Below are 16,207 nucleotides of genomic sequence, written 5' to 3' on the forward strand. Positions count from 1 at the left end.
GTAGTTCTAGCCAAAATTGGTTTTCATAGAAAAAAGCATCTTATAAGTAAGATGCCTTAGATACCTGCTATTTAGATATATTTGATAAATGCCTTATATCCCGGGAATCCCTGAATTACGTAAGTCATACGAGGAGATTGATGTTGTGTCACATTTTGCTTCTGAGGTTTCGCTGATGATTGTTGCTTTAGGATTTCCTCAAATGACTTGGGATTTGGCTTTGGCAATTCTGCTGAAGAGATGTTTAAAGCATCACTACCACTATAAACTTGTAAAAATGAGTTAGCCATTTGTCGATAGCCTTCAATATTTGGATGAACATCAGCACTATTTGGTAAGTAGTTGGTTGCATTCAATTCAAAGGCATCATAGACATTTATATAAGCTGCGCCAGCTATCTCTGCTTGTTGTTGTAAAATCGTATTTAATCTAACTAGCTGGGCATTGGTTCCTTCTTTTTGCGTCGGATGAACTGTTGGATAAGCAAAATAATACCCTATAACATAGATTTTTGCTTTAGGCGCACGTTCTTCTAATTCATCCAAAATCGATAGCATATTTTTTCTTGCCAAATTTAAAGCGTAATCTGCCTGAAGCTGTGAAAAAGCTAAGGTCCCTGCATTTGGGTTTACCTGGACAAGACGTAATAAATCATTAGCCCCTGCCGAAACTGTAATAAGCGTCGCATTTGCTAATAAATTTTGCGCTTCCTCAGATCGTATTCGTTCTAATACATCTGTCGTAGTAAAGCCAGGAAAAGCAAGTTCTTTTGTATAAAATGATAATTGACCAATCGAACTTAATTTCATGGCAATCAAATCACTATACCCTACATCAATTTCTTTGTAGGGTGTTTGACCTGCTGCTAAGGAATCGCCAATAGCCACATAGGTTTCTGTTTGAGCAAAAGCAGATGAAACCCAAATTGTCATGAATACTATTGTCATACCTATCAAGCTACAAAATCGTTTCATCTGCTTCCCTCTTTTCTTATTGACTAAAAATTTAAAATGCCCAGCTACCCTTGCGGAAAATTGGCTCAACCGTACCATCTGGTAAAATACCATCGATGTCCATTTCACCACTGCCAATCATGAAGTCTTCGTGTGTCACAGAAATATTGGCACCCAATGCTTCAAGTTGACCGTTTTCTAGGTCTCTACCACCCTCTAAGCAAGTCGGATATGCCTCACCAATAGCTAAATGGTTTGAAGCATTTTCATCAAACAGCGTATTAAAATATAAAATTTCCGACGCTGAAATTGGTGACTCGTGAGGGACAAGTGCTACTTCACCTAAGTAGCTTGAGCCTTCATCCACTTGAATAAGCTCTTGCAATAAATCATGTCCTACTTCTGCCTCTGCCTTAATAATTTTGCCCTCTTCAAATGTTAATTTAAAGCCATCGATGATATTGCCCTGATAGACTAATGGCTTCGTATTACTAACATAACCGTTTACACCTTGTTTCATTGGCAGTGTATAAACTTCTTCTGTTGGCATATTGGCCACAAAGACATTATCTTCTGGTGTTTTACTACCACCAGTTAGCCATTTATGTTGTGGTGCTAAAGCGATTGTTAAATCTGTACCAGGTGCTGTATAGTGAAGCTTTGCATACTTTTTATTATTTAAAAGCTGTGCACGAGATTCTAAATTAGCTACATGCTGACGCCAATTATCAACGGCATTGCCTTCTCCAATATGAACCGTTTTAAAGATAGCTTCCCATAATGCAGGTACTTGCTGCTCCTCTGTTAATTGAGGGAAAACCTTTGCTGCCCATTTAGCTGAAGGAACTGCTACGATGGACCAAGCAATTAAATCCTTCATGACTGCATTGCGATAGTTTTTCAATGCTGCCCCTGATACTTTTTGATGTGTTGCTAGTCTGTCTGCTGGAATTCCTGTTAGCTTATCAGGATCTGCTGCATCAATCCATAATAGAGCTCCTTTACGTTCAATCAGTTCATCACGCATTTTCACAACCCATTCAGGGAAGCGATTAAATTCCTCATCGGATGCATGCTCAAAATAAGCACGATCCAATTCATCATCGGAAAAGTTTACATGAACACGGCCTGCCCCAGCCTTGTAAGCCTCTTTTACAACTAAACGGGCAAAATCTAAAGCATCCACAGATGTATTGACTAATAAGTACTGGCCTGGTTGGATATTCACCCCCACTTTTACTGCAAGCTCTGCATATGCCTGTAATTTCTCTTCAAATGTCATACTATTTCCCTCGCTTCTGTCCAATTGTTTTAGAATTACCTTCAATCAGCTCGCCATCATGCCATATTTTTTGCACAGGCTTGCCCGGAATTTCCCTTGTCCATTTTTTATAGGTTTTTTCATCACGATAAGATAATAAGGTTAATACTTCACCATCAGCTCCAGCACGCCCAGTACGACCAGAACGATGCAAATACTGTTCAATAGTTCGTGGGACATCAACATGAATAACATGTGTTAAACCAGCAATATCTAAACCACGAGCTGCAATATCTGTTGCAATTAAAATACGCGCATCTCCTTTACGGAATGCATCTAACGCTTTTTTACGTTCTTCTTTCTTCATATCAGAATGGAGCGTGACAATCGGTGCTGAACGGTATTGTAGTTTTGTTTCCTTCATTAATAATTGATCGATATTATTAACAAAAGCCAACGCTCTTAAACCCTCTGTATGGGAAAGTCGGCGCAGGAAATCCGTTTTATCACGTTCTTCTACCTTCACAAAAGAATGGACAACTTTACCGACCTTTAACATGTCCTCAGGCTTAATTTTAAAACGCAGTGGCTCAAACATCATACGACTTGCCACTAATTCAATTTCCTCTGTAATCGTAGCCGACACAACAACAACTTGTCGGCCATAGGCAGAACCTTCGATAAAGGATTTGATAACAACACGGTATTCACGACTTAGTAATTGATCACATTCATCTAAAATAACTGTTTCGACTTCTTTGAGTTTTAATTTTCCTGCTCGTGCTAATTCGTTTAAACGACCAGGTGTGCCAACAACAATCGTTGGCTTTTTCTTCAACTTTTCAATTTGACGAGCAGAATTGGCACCACCAATCAGCTGTTGAACAGTAATGTCTGTTCCAGCTGTCCACTCACGAATAACTTCTACGATTTGCATAGCGAGCTCTTGCGAGGGAGCTACGATCAGTCCTTGTGTTTGCTTTTTTGCCCCATTCACTTTATTTAATAATGGTAAGACATATGCTAACGTTTTACCTGATCCTGTTGGTGATTCCGCCACAATATCTTTGCCTTCAAGCATAGCTGGTATCATTTCATCTTGAATTTTCATGGGTGTTTCAAAGTTCCATTTTGCTTGTAGTTCTTCTTTTAATAAATTTATGACTGACATGTTATTTCCCACCTTCTATCTACTTGACACTAGTTTAACACACTCCGTAGGTTCCTACTTTATATGTACGTAAGCAATTTTCTAATCGTTTCAAGAGAACATTGCTTCCTTTCATAAAAAATCTGCTTCACTCAACACGGAAAGTAAGCCTGTCCACAACTCTTTCAAGAATTGTAGCTTACCCGTGAAAAGCAAGCAGATTCTTTTCAATTCAACTAATCGACTAATTCATAACCACAAGCTAAAATGGCACATTCAGCTAAAACGATTAATGAATCAATATAAATGTCACTTAGCTTTAAATCTCTGTTTACAACAGATAGCTCTGTACAACCTAATACAATTCGATCACAATTTAGTGCTAGCATCGCCTCTTCTATCGGTTGCCAATCTTCTAGCGTAACATCCTTCCCAGCCTTGACATAATCATAAATGATCGACATCACATAGGATCTCATTTCATTATCTGGAACAACTGGTGTAATACCAAACTCCTCAAGTGCTTCCTGATACATCCGTGATGTTAACGTGCCTGTTGTTGCTAAAATACCTACTCGCTTTGCTCCTAAATCAGCAGCACGCTTCGCTGTTTCGCGAATCATATGCAAGATAGGTATAGGAGAACCCTCTTCAATTTCTTGATAAAACGTATGCGCCGTATTACATGGGATCGCTATTATGTCTGCTCCTACCGAAGCTAGTTTTTTTGCATCCTCAATAATGACTGGAACTGGATTGTCCTTTGTATTATCTAAAATAAAGGCCGTACGGTCAGGAATATTTGTATCATTATCAATAATGGTATGTAAATGATCCTGATCTTTTTGTGCTTTCGTACGTCTTACAATCATTTCTCCTATAAACATTGTTGCAAGTGGACCAACGCCACCAATTATACCTAAAGTTTGTTTTTTCATGTGTTAGACATACCTTTGTTATTAAAATATTTCTTATAGCTACGATAAAAGCTTAAATTATCAAGCGTGACATTCAACCAACGTTTTGCATTCATATCCTTATAATTAAAAATAGAATCTGTAGCCATACCTTGACGAATTAAACTTTTCGCCTCCATTACTAGTTGTTCATTTTGCACATATTTGAACAGCACACCATTCGGTACAATTGTCCAAAGATGCTTGTTCCTCACATATGTTAGTTGTTGTTTACTTCCTCGAACATAATCGTTCGCTACATACTGCATTAAATTAAAGCCACTGGCCGTCACATAATAATTGGAAAGTTCATTATGTAATTCAATACTCAACAATTTATATTGACCATCACGATCATCATATTTCATATCAAATGTGGCAAAGCCTTGAAATTGTATCGCTTCAAGGAATAGCTTAACATTATCCATTAATTCCTGATGATAGGTTGTCATAATCGCTACATAACGTCCTATCCCTTCTGGAGAATGCTCTTCTAAAATAGGGTTTCCTACGGCAAGAAGTTTTGCCTTCCCATCTTGTCCTATATATGCATTAACAACACGCATGTTAGCGTCTTCACCTGGTATATATTGTTGAATCATCAGATCATCACGATAAGCTGATTCTTTATAGATAGCACGTAATATACTGTCCTTTTCGTCCTTATCATATGCAATATATACTTTTTTCTTACCAGGAAAAATACAATTAGCATATTTTGTCATATTCATGGGCTTAATGACAACTGGATAATCAAACGGCATGTTGTAATCTTCATAATCATTCACCGTGCATACATGTGTAGCAGGGTATTGAAAACCAAATTGTGCACATAGCTCATACATGCTTTCACGAGTTAAAAGTTGATGCGCAAGTGTGGCGTCTACATAGGGAACTAGAAAATTCTCTGCTAACTCTTCTTTGTGTTCTACGATTCTTTTGACATAAAATTCATCACAGGCTAATAGCAGTAATTTTTTGTCTCGGAACTCCTCCGCTATGGCTTTTAGGGCGGTCACAAATCTTTCTTCGATATGAAGTCGCGGTATCTCACGAAAAGTCCATAAATCACTTTGTTGAATTTTTTCCATGTTCGTATGGTTTAGTGCAAGTGGCTTCACACCATAGGCTTCGTAAAATGCTCGGGCCATGCCATAAGCATTCATTTCATCTCCAAGTAAAACAGGTAAAAAAACGTGCTCAATGGCCATTCTACTCAACTCACTTTTACTTTTTTATTAGTGTAACATACTAATGATTTATAGCTTATTTATGAACAGCTACAGCTTGTTTGCCTAATTCCTGATAACTTTTGAAAAATTGATCGACATTGTAAGTAACATACCCTTTTAAAGGATCCATTACGACTACCTTATCACCTAAATGTCCCGTTAAGACGACTGCATGTAAGTTCATAAAAGCATCATGTCGAGTCGTTTCCCCTGTATAAATCCAGCCTCTTTCTGCTTTTCGTTTAGGCTTTGATAAATCTAGCGTTACCCATGTCACGACAGGAATACCTTCACGCACAAGCTGTAAAATGTCATCCTGTGAGGCGTTACTCATATTTTTGACATGTAAGTCAGCTTGTTTATCTGTAATAACTGCCTCAGCTGCTTTGACAATTGGAGCAGCAAAAACATACATGCCACGAGCTTTATCACGAGGATTACCTGCAAAAGCTTCATTGGGATTTGGTCCAAAACGTTGATTGCCTACTGTTCGTATTTCTTGCTTTGGTAAATACTTGTCAGTCATTTCGAGTTTTGACACATTCATTCCAAAATAATTTAATACGGCTGTAAGTGAAGTAATTTCACAGCCATGTGGCAGCTCGGGGTTTTGCATGACAACAGGGACATCTAACTCCTGATCGTCTCTTAAAAAGTGTGTTTGCAATCGATAATAGGGCTTTGTTGTATCGTAAGTGAAATTCTCGATTGTTGTATACCCATTATTTGTCGTACTATTTTCAAGTGTCGTTGCCGCAATTGCATATTCTCTCCCTGCCTTTAGCTTCGAAAATATAGCTTCTCCCTCTTCTGAACCAATCGCTTCTTCCACTACATCACCTGTTTGTACATCTGTAACCGTAAGGAAAAGATTTGGAATAGGTGCCCCGCTATTAAATTCTACTGTTAAAACCGTTAATTGATTTTTTTGTTCAGCATCTTGCTGAGAAAATGGCTGACAGCCTGAAAGTAACATAATAATCAAAATGCCAATAAGTAAAAAGCGTTTATACCCCGTCCACAAGACAAATTCCGCTCCTATTCTAAGGCGAAGAGCAGCCCCTTCGCCATTCTCATTATTCAATTTGTCGTAGACTCTATTATACGATACTTTCATAGCCGTTCCTATTTTATCTTGATTTAGTAACTATTTTTTGTACTAATAACGAGTTACACAAGACAGTGAACCCCAAAAATCTGGATAGCAATTATGCCAAAGGATAATTGAACTGTCTTAAATTGTTGTCACTTTCGGCCGTAATGTATGCTTTAGTACCTTCCCAGAGGCATTTCGTGGCAATTCTATTAAAAATTCAATTTCATAAGGTACTTTGTATTTGGCAAGTCGTGTTTGACAATAGGATAGTATCGAATTTTCATCAAGAGACTTCCCTTCCTTTAACACAACAAATGCTTTTGGTACTTCTCCATATACTTCATGTGGCAATCCAACCACTGCTGCTTCTAAAATTTCCGGCATTTGATATAGAACTTCTTCTATTTCGATTGGGTAAATATTTTCTCCACCACGAATAATCATATCTTTTTTTCGATCTACAATATATAAATAGCCTTCCTCATCAAAGCGTCCTAAATCGCCTGAGTACAGCCAGCCATCCCTAATCGCTCTTGCTGTTTCCTCTGGATTGCGTAAATAGCCCTTCATTACTTGTGGTCCTCTTACGCATATTTCGCCCACCTCTCCAGCTGGTACGGTCTTTCCTTCACTATTAACTACGCAAACCTCTGTCTGTGCTAATGGTTTTCCAACTGAGCCAATTTTCGTCAATGCATCCGTATCTAATAAAGAGGTAGCTGCAGGTGAATTTTCAGTTTGACCATAAAGATTTTGAACCTTTACATTCGGAAATGCTTCTTTCACTTGCTTTACAAGCTCATAAGGCATCGGGGCAGCACCGTAACATAATAAACGTAAATGATTAAAGCTATGTTCCTTGAATCCAGGAGTATTTAATATAATGGTATACATAGATGGAACACCAAAGAAAATTGTCGCCTCAGTAGCTACAATTTGAGCTAACGTTTTAGTTGGTGAAAATGCTTCTTCAATGACCACTGTTCCCCCTCTATAAAACATAGGCATAGCAAATACATGAAGACCTGCACAATGAAACAAAGGCGTACAAATAAACATTTTGTCCTTGCTAGACATATTCATAGAAGAAGACCAAATATCTGCTGTAGCCACGATATTCTGATGCGTTAGCATGACGCCTTTGGGTTTACCTGTTGTTCCCGACGTATACATGACCACTGCCGTATCGTCAGCCTCTAATTGCACAATTTTTCTAGCACGATTATCATATTCAATTATGTTTTTCATTTCTTGAAATCCGATTGTATGTTGGAATGAATAAGAAACGTCCTCTAATACCTCTGTTAATCTTTCATCAAAAATTAAGCCCCTTGCTTGTGAATGATTAAAAATAAAATCAACCTCAGGAGCAGCTAATTTAGTGTTAATTGGCATCACAATAAATCCAGCTAATTGGACACCTAAATATGCGATTAAAAATAAATCTGAATTGAGCGTATATAGGGCAATCACATCATCCTTTTTAAAATCTTGTTCCTGCAAGTAAGTCGCAAATCTTTCTACACGTTGGTAAAAATCATGATAGTTTATTGCCTTTCCATCATACAATGTTGCAATTGCATTTGGTTGCTGCCCTGCATAGTCTTCCAGAATATCTGTCATAAACTTCGTCATTATAAGCCCTCCATACTTTCATTTTATTATTATTGAATAAACAAGAATGGGAAACTATTAAACTTCTTAAAATTCTGAAAATTACGATTATATTTTATCAAGCAATGTATTTCTTGGCAATTTTTCCACACATTCAAAATATGTAGCTGAAGTAACGAAATATTCACAGACATTTTACTTTTCTAGTAATTTCTATTAGGTGTATGATACTTGTACGATTATTATTAGGAAAGGCCGGGTTTAAATGCTTTATGCACTTTTAGGAGATTTACATTCTAATATAGAAGACACTAAAGCTGTTCTAGCTCATATTCAACAAACAGCAGAGGAAGCAACAATCATTGGGTTAGGGGATTTATATGAATGCACTGTTAGTAAGAAAAAGGCACAAACCATATCTGGCTTACCTTTGCAAAAGGCGGCCATAGTAGAAAGTGAATTTGAAAAACTGCTAACCTTCCCCTCTATTCGAGGCAATCAAGAAGAACGTATTACTCAGGTCACTGGCATTGAACGTTTTAAAGCTTTACCAGAGACAATAGAGATTGATGGAGCCACGCTTATGCACGGACATCAATTTAGGTGGAATGTAAGCTGGCAACCGACTTTCCCACACTTTCAAAAACCATTATTTTTCTTCGGGCATAGTCACGAATCAGGTCTTTATCATCAACAAAAAAAGCTGCCGATTCGTATTCGCTACGGGCAACCAATTGCGTTACAAGACAAACAATATGGTGTGAATGTAGGCTCTGTTATCAATCACCGTGAATGGTGTCTTTATGATAGCCAAAAGCGTACAGTGACATTTATGTGTGTTCCACCTATTAATCTATAAAAGAGCAAGCTAGTATGTAGACTAGCTTGCTTTCCATTTTTTAATGAATATATTGCTTTTTCTCACTCAATAAAATTTCCTTTAACTCTTTTAATTTTTCAATTACAACATACGATTCATCCGTAATTTCTTTCAGGTATTTTTCAGCGCCCGTTTTATTGCCTACATTGTACTCACGCACTGCTTTTTTTGCTATATCATGCACGTGAATAAATGGTTGTTCTAACTCTGCGTAGACACGCTCATCACCTAACAGTTTCTTTCCTGTGCCGTAGTACCATTCGCCAAGGCGTGATTCTTTTGGAGACCCTACATCCTGCTCCGTCATCGTTTCAAAGCCTAGTAGCAAATTGTAGATTTTCCATCTCCACAATAGGTGATCGGTAATAGCTAATTCAATAATATCCTCTTGGCTAATAATAAAGTTTTTAGAAATTGTTGTGGATCGGTATCCATCAATCATTTTACTTAATTTATAAATGGCGGAGCCCATATCAAAAACGATTACCTTACTTTTTTGCATGCTCTCTGTAATTGTATGGTTACGTTCAGAAATAGTAGTAGCAGATTGTGCCTGTACCTTTGTCGTTGTAGCTATTTCCTCAAAGCGCGCCCCCTGCTGCTGTAAGTTTTTATTTAGCTCAGCTAGCGTCTGTGATATATATAAGGTATCTGTAACACCTTGATGTAAATCTTGGGAAAATTGAGTCGTTAATGAACTAATATTATGGGTAATATGAAGTAGCTCCTGTATATCTGTATGTATAGATTTGACAGATGTACTTGTATCATCAGCAAGTTTCCGAACTTCCTCTGCAACAACCGCAAAACCTTTTCCTGCTTCTCCAGCACGAGCGGCCTCTATTGATGCATTTAAAGCCAACAAATTTGTTTGATCTGCTATTTTTTTTATTAATTCCATTAATTTCGCTACACTATTTACACGCTCAACTAAACGCCTAATATCTTCCTGCATTGATTTATGGCCTTCATCGGTTGTCTGTAAAATAGATGATACTTGTTGTAATGATTCCAAATCCTGATTTAATTTTTTAAAGGCATGCTTTGTTTGCTCTGAAATATCACCCACTGATGTGGCAATTTCTTCAATACTTTCGTCTAACTCATGCATTAATTGATCTGCTGCAACAATCTCCTGTTGCTGAATCTCCTGAAATTCAATCAGTTCCTTAATGGTGTCTAACTGTGTATTATAAGTAATTATTTCACCTAATCCATTTACTACAGATCCTGCTTGAATTTCAATATAGGTCTCCAAAATAATTTGTTGATCAATTGTTACTAAGCTATCGTAAGACAATAAAACATCCAGCATTTTTTCTTCATCACGAGATAGTTCTTTGACAATAAGTGGAATGATTAATTGATTAATCAGTGTATAGGCAGATATCATCCAATTCGGTAGTACACCAATTCTTGCATGAACATAAGCAATTTTACGACGCTTAAAGACATAATCTAAATCTAATTCATCATCAAATAAGCTAATAAAATGTGTATCAAATAATCCTTTTAAGCGCTCTACTGTCGAATGTGTATTGATGACATGATTAAACTCTGGGATTTCCAGTAGACGAGCATAAAAATTATCGAGTATATGCTGTCGATTATTCTCATAAATTTTACGTAAAAACCCAACAGATTCTCTTCTAATTCTAGATAAAGCAAGGAAATCCAATTTTTCTTTAAAGCGTTCATTTGTTTCGATGTCTGAATTTTTCGTAGCCGAAAAATAATCATAACTTTGATTAATCTTCTTCCTTTTGAACATAGCTCCCACTCCTAGTTGTATTCAAGTAAATTAAAATTACCAATATTTTAAAGCCAATTATAGATTTCTCTTCATTACCTTCAACTAATAAAACATATATATTTTACCAACAATAGAATGACAAAAATAGATTCTCATTTAATTCTTTACACTTTATTATTTTTTCGTCCACTTTATTGACAATTTCTTATTTTCTTAGTTAAACACTGTCTTTACGCAGAAAAAGCGCTAAAATCCTGATTGATTTAGCGCCTTCTTCCCATATAAACTTCTCGTTAGTGCTAGCACTCGCAATCGCAATTTTGTAAACTATCCAGTAGCTTTTCCATGGCTTCTAGTTGCTCACACAGCGTTTGAATCATGCAACGTAGGATTGGAATTAACTCTTGACAGATGCAGAATCTAAGCACATTTTGTGCCAGTCGTATACCACCCTGATGATGGACAATCATTTCCCGAAGATAATTGATATTAATGCTATTAGAGACTGGTGGAGCACACATTGCATTGAACATAGCTTCTGTAATTTCTTTGTAAGCACACATATACTCGTATAATTCATACTCTGAATTTTGTACGACACAACATCGATTTTGTATCGCTTCAAGACTCTCAACCATTTCTGTATGTGTGCGAATGATTTCTAAGGCGAGATTTTGCACAGGTATATTCGTTGTATAACGTAAAACATTTTCAGACATTTGTATTGCTGCAACTTGATGAGGGATGATTTGCTTAATAAAATTTTCTGAGATACTACAAGTAATGGTTACATAGGTCATACCCTGCATCATTTTTTTGAGGATTCGCTGATATTCCTCTAAATATGCCTTTGTCACATTACTGAGTTCAATTGGTTTAGCCATTAGACACACTCCTTTCAGAGTAATGTATGCCTGCTAGGTTGTTGTGCGATAGACAATTGTACCAATTGCTCAATTTTTACCAACCTTTATCATCGTAAAAAACTATACTTGCTCTTTCTTATATGTAGCTATGCATGTTGAACAAATGCATAGATTTGGCTCTCTTTGCACTGTAGTTAACAGGGTTTCTGGAATGCTAACTGTCATACACCAGCACTCTTTTTCACCTTTTGCCACGCCACAATGGTTTTCGCCTCCGCATAATGGACATTTTATTTCTCCAGTTGACATGCTTTTACAACTCCTTTATTTTTCATCATTGTAAAATAAAAAGGGAAGAGCGCTCAATACCTTGCTCCTCCCAAAACTTTAATGTTGATGCTTGTGTATATCTTGTTTTACTTCTTCAATGTCAGTGTCACTATAAATAGATGTTCCACGTCCGCCACTTTTTGCTAACAGGGCCTTCACTTCATTATAGGATAATCCTGCCTCTGCATTTTTTTGCTTCACTTCGTTAATATTTGTGCCTGCAGATGTAAACTGGATGTCTTTTTCACGATTCATCATTTTTACCTCCTATAATTCATCTGGCTGCATTTCAATTAATTCGTCGCCTTCTCTTTTTACACGCTTATTGAGTTCCTCTATCGGAATGGCATCTACAGTTTGCATATCCTCATGCAGATCGAAAAGACTAATCGTATCTGATTCAACCATGTCAGGCTTGTCCTTACTATTTAAATTCATGAACATTTTCTTTTCATGTGGTATTTTTTCGATGTCCATTCTGTCACACTCCTTTTCCTATAATGTGTGTAATGCTGAACAGATTATGTGTCTTTCTCTTTCGTACTTTTATCAATTCGATGATACTCAGCTATTTGAATAACTCGTACATGTTTTGTGTGCAGTTCATGGTATATCCCCCTACTATCCGTAAAGGAGATATATTGATCACGTTCATTTTTCACTAATTTTTCTGCCTCTTGTTGCGATTCAATAAAAATGAATCTTCGTACATAATGTACCTCATCAAAAAAATACGTAATTTTAAATTCCTTCATCTTTATGCCCCTTAATCCTGCAATGTCACCGCTTATTCTGTCCAGAAACTGAAAAACCTTGCATTCCTAAAATTACATAAAACATCTGATGCATATAGTAGAGCAATAAACCTTTGCATTGGAGGGAACAATAATTGATTCATACTGTCAAAGCTGGTGAAACCCTTACTCAAATTTCTCAAGATTACCGTACATCTTTGGCATCCATTCTCGCTGCTAATCCAGGAATTCAGCCTGATCATCTTTTCATGGGTCAACAAATCGTCATCCCTGGCTTGCCTGAGCCCGACACAATTCCTTACCGTATTGAGATATCTACCAACAATCGCTGGCTCCGTTTATATAGAGATAATATCCTTCAAAAACAATACCCAATTGCAGTTGGACGCATGCTTCACGAAACACCAGTAGGTAGTTTTATGATCATCAATAAAGCGCCAAACCCTGGTGGTCCTTTTGGCACGATGTGGATGAGTCTTTCTAAACAACACTACGGAATTCATGGCACAAATGATCCTAGCTCTATTGGGCATGCTGTTTCACATGGGTGTATCCGCATGCAAAATCGAGATGTTGAAGAGCTAGCCAGTATTGTGCCAATAGGTACAGAAGTAGTGATTCATCCCTAACTTAAAAGGCTATCTAGTTAGTTTAGATAGCCTCTTGTTTTACTTATCTTGTTCTCTAGCCTGTGCGAGCTTCGTTAAATAGTATTGCTCCTCACGCCACATATGATCCGCCATAGGAGCTGTAAATGAACCTAGCACCTCTGCACTTAGCTCCATTTCTTCTAGTTCTCTTAAAAATGTTTTAAATAATGTCATTTCAAGCTCAACATCTTTACTAAAGCGTTTTAAAGCAGGAAAGGAATTCATATTCGTACGTAAATAGCCTGTTAATTCAACAGCCTTTAAATAAAATTGCTCAAAGTGTTGAGCAAACTCATGGCTCTTTTGCTTCAAACGCTTCTCAACACCATCTAAATCATCATTAATAATGCCTGCATGACCGGAGGCATCTAAAAGCCAAACTAAATGATGATGAAGCTCATGAAAAATAGGTGGTGCTTCTCCTTTTTTTAAATAACCCAGCACATTTTGATATTCTTCTAATTCATTAACCATATGATTGACAAACGTAGGCGTTAAATGAATCCCAATATCCCCCAATAGTTGATGTCTGAGTAGACGAAGCTTGAACTGCTTAAATTGCTCAACATTGTCGTCCACGGACACTGAAAAGGATACAGCATTTGAATCATCGAGTGAAGGGACATAGGTAAGTAGCTGCGAGAATTGATAAATATACGTATGGGCTCTTTGAATATCTTCTTCTTCTGAGGGATAAAGGGCGTCATGAATAAATTGAGCGTGGTTTTGCATGATTTCTAGCCAAAATCTATGCTCGAAAATGGCATGTTGCACAAAATTTGACAAAGGTCTACCTCCTCTTATCTTGATTTTAGAGAAATAAACTAAAAAACTTCCCTCGAGCTGTCTTTGCTTTCTGTTATCTCCCCATTCTATTCTTCGTGCTATACAATTAGTCTTACTGTAAATTTCGTATAGGATGAAATGCTAAAAGCTATACTATCTATGGCAAAACCATTTAGATGGCTTTATTTAAAACTATAGGAGGGAAATACGTTGTCAACAAGTAAACAGCTATTATCCATATTCGCCCTAGGTGGGATAAATGAAATTGGTAAAAATATGTATGTAGTACAATATGCAGATGACATAATTATTATTGATTGTGGAGCAAAATTTCCGGATGAAACCCTGCTCGGAATTGATTTAATCATTCCTGATATTACATTTTTACTTGATAATAAGGAGAAAATTAAGGCATTAATTGTCACACATGGACATGAGGATCATATTGGTGGAATTCCCTATTTACTAAAAAAATTAAATGTCCCTGTGTATGCTACCCGATTCACCCTCGGACTTATTGAGTTAAAGCTTAAGGAACATAAACTTTTAAGAGAAACGGATTTAATTGAAATTCATGCTGATTCAGCACTACATTTAGGACAAATCGATATTAGTTTCTTTAGAACCAATCATAGTATACCCGATTGTTTAGGAATCGTTTTAGCTACCCCTGAAGGAAATGTTGTCCATACGGGAGACTTTAAATTTGATCTAACGCCCGTTAACAACCAGTTTGCTGATATTCATAAAATGGCTGAAATCGGTTCAAAGGGTGTGCTTGTCCTTATTTCTGAAAGTACAAATGCAGAAAGACCAGGTTTGACCCCTTCTGAGCAACTTGTAGGGCATCATATAGAGGAAGCCTTTTTACATGCTGAACGAAAAGTAATCATCTCAACCTTTGCTTCAAATGTTAATCGCATCCAACAAATCGTACATGCTGCAATTGCCACCAATAGGAAGCTAGCTTTAGTAGGGCGTAGCATGGTCAATGTCGTTGATGTCGCGATTGAACGAGGTTATTTATTTGTACCAGAAGATCTGTTAATTGATGCACGAGAGGTCAAATACCTCCCACCAGAAGAGGTCGTGGTCCTCTGCACAGGTAGCCAAGGTGAGCCTCTAGCTGCACTAGCAAGAATAGCAAATGGTAATCATCGCGAAATTAAAGTTTTACCAGACGATACAGTCATTCTTGCGGCTTCACCAATCCCAGGTAATGAAAAGGGCGTTTCTCGCATTGTAGACAATTTGTTTCAGCTTGGTGCTAAGGTTATTTATGGTTCTTCCAGTCATACAGGTATGCATGTATCAGGACATGGTCATCAAGAGGACTTGAAACTTATGCTGACGTTTATGAAGCCTAAATTCTTCATCCCTATTCATGGTGAGTATCGTATGTTACATCAACATCGTTTATTAGCAGAATCTATTGGCGTTCAAAAGGGACATACATTTATTATGAAAAATGGTGATGTAGTTGATATTGAAAATTCAAAGGCAAGGCAGACACGGAAAATTCCTGCTGGGGATACCTATGTAGATGGGATTGGCATTGGTGAGGTGGAAGGTATTGTCCTCCGTGATCGCAAGCAACTTTCAGAAGACGGAATGCTTGTTATTGTATTGACACTCAATAAAGCAGACGGTGCTTTTATTTCAGAACCCGATACCATTTCACGTGGTTTTGTTTATGCTAAAGATTTCGAGGCACTGTTAACTAAAGTCAATGTGCTTACCAAAGAAATCGTCAATGAGCTTCAAGAAGAGGGCAGACAGCAAATACATGTCCTTCGCCGAGAAATTAAAAGAGCTGTTGGACAATATTTATTTACCCAAACAAAAAGAAAGCCCATGATTTTACCAATTATTATTGAAATTTAACAAGTCGGTGCAAGGATTGCCCAATCCATTTGCACCGACTT

General features: G+C 37.2%; 17 protein-coding genes. 3 read left to right on the forward strand and 14 right to left on the reverse strand.

What is annotated here, in order from left to right; genetic code table 11:
* Nucleotides 1-71: 71 nt before the first annotated feature.
* From VK91_RS18115 to VK91_RS18145, 7 genes are all read right to left on the reverse strand, one after another.
* Nucleotides 72-974: a GDSL-type esterase/lipase family protein gene (locus tag VK91_RS18115; protein ID WP_048394816.1), complete on the reverse strand. Its 903-nt coding sequence runs from the start codon at nucleotides 972-974 to the stop codon at nucleotides 72-74.
* A 31-nt stretch (nucleotides 975-1,005) separates the two neighbouring features.
* Nucleotides 1,006-2,235: an aminopeptidase gene (locus VK91_RS18120; protein WP_004225611.1), complete on the reverse strand. Its 1,230-nt coding sequence runs from the start codon at nucleotides 2,233-2,235 to the stop codon at nucleotides 1,006-1,008.
* 1 nt (nucleotide 2,236) lies between these two features.
* On the reverse strand, nucleotides 2,237-3,385 hold the full coding sequence (locus VK91_RS18125) for a DEAD/DEAH box helicase (RefSeq protein WP_004225614.1): 1,149 nt from the start codon (nucleotides 3,383-3,385) through the stop codon (nucleotides 2,237-2,239).
* 215 nt (nucleotides 3,386-3,600) lie between these two features.
* On the reverse strand, nucleotides 3,601-4,302 hold the full coding sequence (locus VK91_RS18130; RefSeq protein WP_048394818.1) for an aspartate/glutamate racemase family protein: 702 nt from the start codon (nucleotides 4,300-4,302) through the stop codon (nucleotides 3,601-3,603).
* Nucleotides 4,299-5,531, reverse strand: coding sequence for a hypothetical protein (locus VK91_RS18135; RefSeq protein WP_048394820.1), 1,233 nt, complete (start codon nucleotides 5,529-5,531; stop codon nucleotides 4,299-4,301). Before VK91_RS18135 ends, VK91_RS18130 begins: the two co-directional genes overlap by 4 nt.
* A 55-nt stretch (nucleotides 5,532-5,586) precedes the next feature.
* Nucleotides 5,587-6,669 carry a C39 family peptidase gene (locus VK91_RS18140; protein ID WP_231595727.1) on the reverse strand — a complete coding sequence of 361 codons (1,083 nt, stop codon included), beginning with the start codon at nucleotides 6,667-6,669 and terminating at the stop codon, nucleotides 5,587-5,589.
* A 117-nt stretch (nucleotides 6,670-6,786) separates the two neighbouring features.
* Nucleotides 6,787-8,283, reverse strand: coding sequence for a class I adenylate-forming enzyme family protein (locus tag VK91_RS18145; protein WP_048394822.1), 1,497 nt, complete (start codon nucleotides 8,281-8,283; stop codon nucleotides 6,787-6,789).
* Between the two features lie 244 nt (nucleotides 8,284-8,527).
* On the opposite strand from VK91_RS18145, the gene VK91_RS18150 reads away from it, so the two are divergent.
* Nucleotides 8,528-9,121 (forward strand): metallophosphoesterase, encoded by a 594-nt coding sequence (locus VK91_RS18150; RefSeq protein ID WP_048394823.1) that lies wholly within the window; start codon nucleotides 8,528-8,530, stop codon nucleotides 9,119-9,121.
* A gap of 40 nt (nucleotides 9,122-9,161) precedes the next feature.
* Here the strand turns inward: VK91_RS18150 and VK91_RS18155 are convergent, their stop codons facing one another.
* The 6 genes from VK91_RS18155 to VK91_RS18180 form a co-directional block, all read right to left on the reverse strand.
* Entirely contained in the window at nucleotides 9,162-10,913 is a 1,752-nt protein-coding gene (locus tag VK91_RS18155) for a methyl-accepting chemotaxis protein (RefSeq protein ID WP_004225627.1), read from the reverse strand.
* Nucleotides 10,914-11,194: 281 nt separating this feature from the next.
* Nucleotides 11,195-11,779 carry a DUF305 domain-containing protein gene (locus tag VK91_RS18160; protein WP_004225628.1) on the reverse strand — a complete coding sequence of 195 codons (585 nt, stop codon included), beginning with the start codon at nucleotides 11,777-11,779 and terminating at the stop codon, nucleotides 11,195-11,197.
* A 102-nt stretch (nucleotides 11,780-11,881) separates the two neighbouring features.
* Nucleotides 11,882-12,070, reverse strand: coding sequence for a cysteine-rich CWC family protein (locus VK91_RS18165; protein ID WP_048394824.1), 189 nt, complete (start codon nucleotides 12,068-12,070; stop codon nucleotides 11,882-11,884).
* 78 nt (nucleotides 12,071-12,148) lie between these two features.
* Entirely contained in the window at nucleotides 12,149-12,346 is a 198-nt protein-coding gene (locus tag VK91_RS18170; protein ID WP_048394825.1) for a hypothetical protein, read from the reverse strand.
* 12 nt (nucleotides 12,347-12,358) lie between these two features.
* Nucleotides 12,359-12,568: a hypothetical protein gene (locus tag VK91_RS18175; RefSeq protein WP_004225632.1), complete on the reverse strand. Its 210-nt coding sequence runs from the start codon at nucleotides 12,566-12,568 to the stop codon at nucleotides 12,359-12,361.
* Nucleotides 12,569-12,612: 44 nt separating this feature from the next.
* Nucleotides 12,613-12,846: a hypothetical protein gene (locus VK91_RS18180; RefSeq protein WP_048394826.1), complete on the reverse strand. Its 234-nt coding sequence runs from the start codon at nucleotides 12,844-12,846 to the stop codon at nucleotides 12,613-12,615.
* A gap of 134 nt (nucleotides 12,847-12,980) precedes the next feature.
* Between VK91_RS18180 and VK91_RS18185 the strand changes: the two genes are divergently transcribed.
* Complete coding sequence (locus VK91_RS18185; RefSeq protein WP_048394827.1) at nucleotides 12,981-13,475, forward strand: L,D-transpeptidase family protein; 495 nt, start codon at nucleotides 12,981-12,983, stop codon at nucleotides 13,473-13,475.
* Between the two features lie 39 nt (nucleotides 13,476-13,514).
* Here VK91_RS18185 and VK91_RS18190 read toward each other — a convergent pair whose 3' ends face one another.
* Complete coding sequence (locus tag VK91_RS18190) at nucleotides 13,515-14,282, reverse strand: DUF2935 domain-containing protein (RefSeq protein WP_048394830.1); 768 nt, start codon at nucleotides 14,280-14,282, stop codon at nucleotides 13,515-13,517.
* A gap of 210 nt (nucleotides 14,283-14,492) precedes the next feature.
* Between VK91_RS18190 and VK91_RS18195 the strand changes: the two genes are divergently transcribed.
* Complete coding sequence (locus VK91_RS18195) at nucleotides 14,493-16,166, forward strand: ribonuclease J (protein WP_048394832.1); 1,674 nt, start codon at nucleotides 14,493-14,495, stop codon at nucleotides 16,164-16,166.
* The last annotated feature ends 41 nt before the right edge of the window (nucleotides 16,167-16,207 follow it).

This window comes from Lysinibacillus sp. LK3 (genome assembly GCF_001043675.1).
GTDB lineage: Bacteria > Bacillota > Bacilli > Bacillales_A > Planococcaceae > Lysinibacillus > Lysinibacillus capsici.

Bases quoted from the DNA above. Each gene is read 5' to 3' on its own strand.
- VK91_RS18115 (WP_048394816.1), bottom strand. From the start codon at position 974: ATGAAACGATTTTGTAGCTTGATAGGTATGACAATAGTATTCATGACA.
- VK91_RS18175 (WP_004225632.1), bottom strand. From the start codon at position 12,568: ATGGACATCGAAAAAATACCACATGAAAAGAAAATGTTCATGAATTTA.
- VK91_RS18170 (WP_048394825.1), bottom strand. From the start codon at position 12,346: ATGAATCGTGAAAAAGACATCCAGTTTACATCTGCAGGCACAAATATT.
- VK91_RS18160 (WP_004225628.1), bottom strand. From the start codon at position 11,779: ATGGCTAAACCAATTGAACTCAGTAATGTGACAAAGGCATATTTAGAG.
- VK91_RS18155 (WP_004225627.1), bottom strand. From the start codon at position 10,913: ATGTTCAAAAGGAAGAAGATTAATCAAAGTTATGATTATTTTTCGGCT.
- VK91_RS18165 (WP_048394824.1), bottom strand. From the start codon at position 12,070: ATGTCAACTGGAGAAATAAAATGTCCATTATGCGGAGGCGAAAACCAT.
- VK91_RS18125 (WP_004225614.1), bottom strand. From the start codon at position 3,385: ATGTCAGTCATAAATTTATTAAAAGAAGAACTACAAGCAAAATGGAAC.
- VK91_RS18140 (WP_231595727.1), bottom strand. From the start codon at position 6,669: ATGAAAGTATCGTATAATAGAGTCTACGACAAATTGAATAATGAGAAT.
- VK91_RS18145 (WP_048394822.1), bottom strand. From the start codon at position 8,283: ATGACGAAGTTTATGACAGATATTCTGGAAGACTATGCAGGGCAGCAA.
- VK91_RS18180 (WP_048394826.1), bottom strand. From the start codon at position 12,846: ATGAAGGAATTTAAAATTACGTATTTTTTTGATGAGGTACATTATGTA.
- VK91_RS18130 (WP_048394818.1), bottom strand. From the start codon at position 4,302: ATGAAAAAACAAACTTTAGGTATAATTGGTGGCGTTGGTCCACTTGCA.
- VK91_RS18150 (WP_048394823.1), top strand. From the start codon at position 8,528: ATGCTTTATGCACTTTTAGGAGATTTACATTCTAATATAGAAGACACT.
- VK91_RS18120 (WP_004225611.1), bottom strand. From the start codon at position 2,235: ATGACATTTGAAGAGAAATTACAGGCATATGCAGAGCTTGCAGTAAAA.
- VK91_RS18135 (WP_048394820.1), bottom strand. From the start codon at position 5,531: ATGGCCATTGAGCACGTTTTTTTACCTGTTTTACTTGGAGATGAAATG.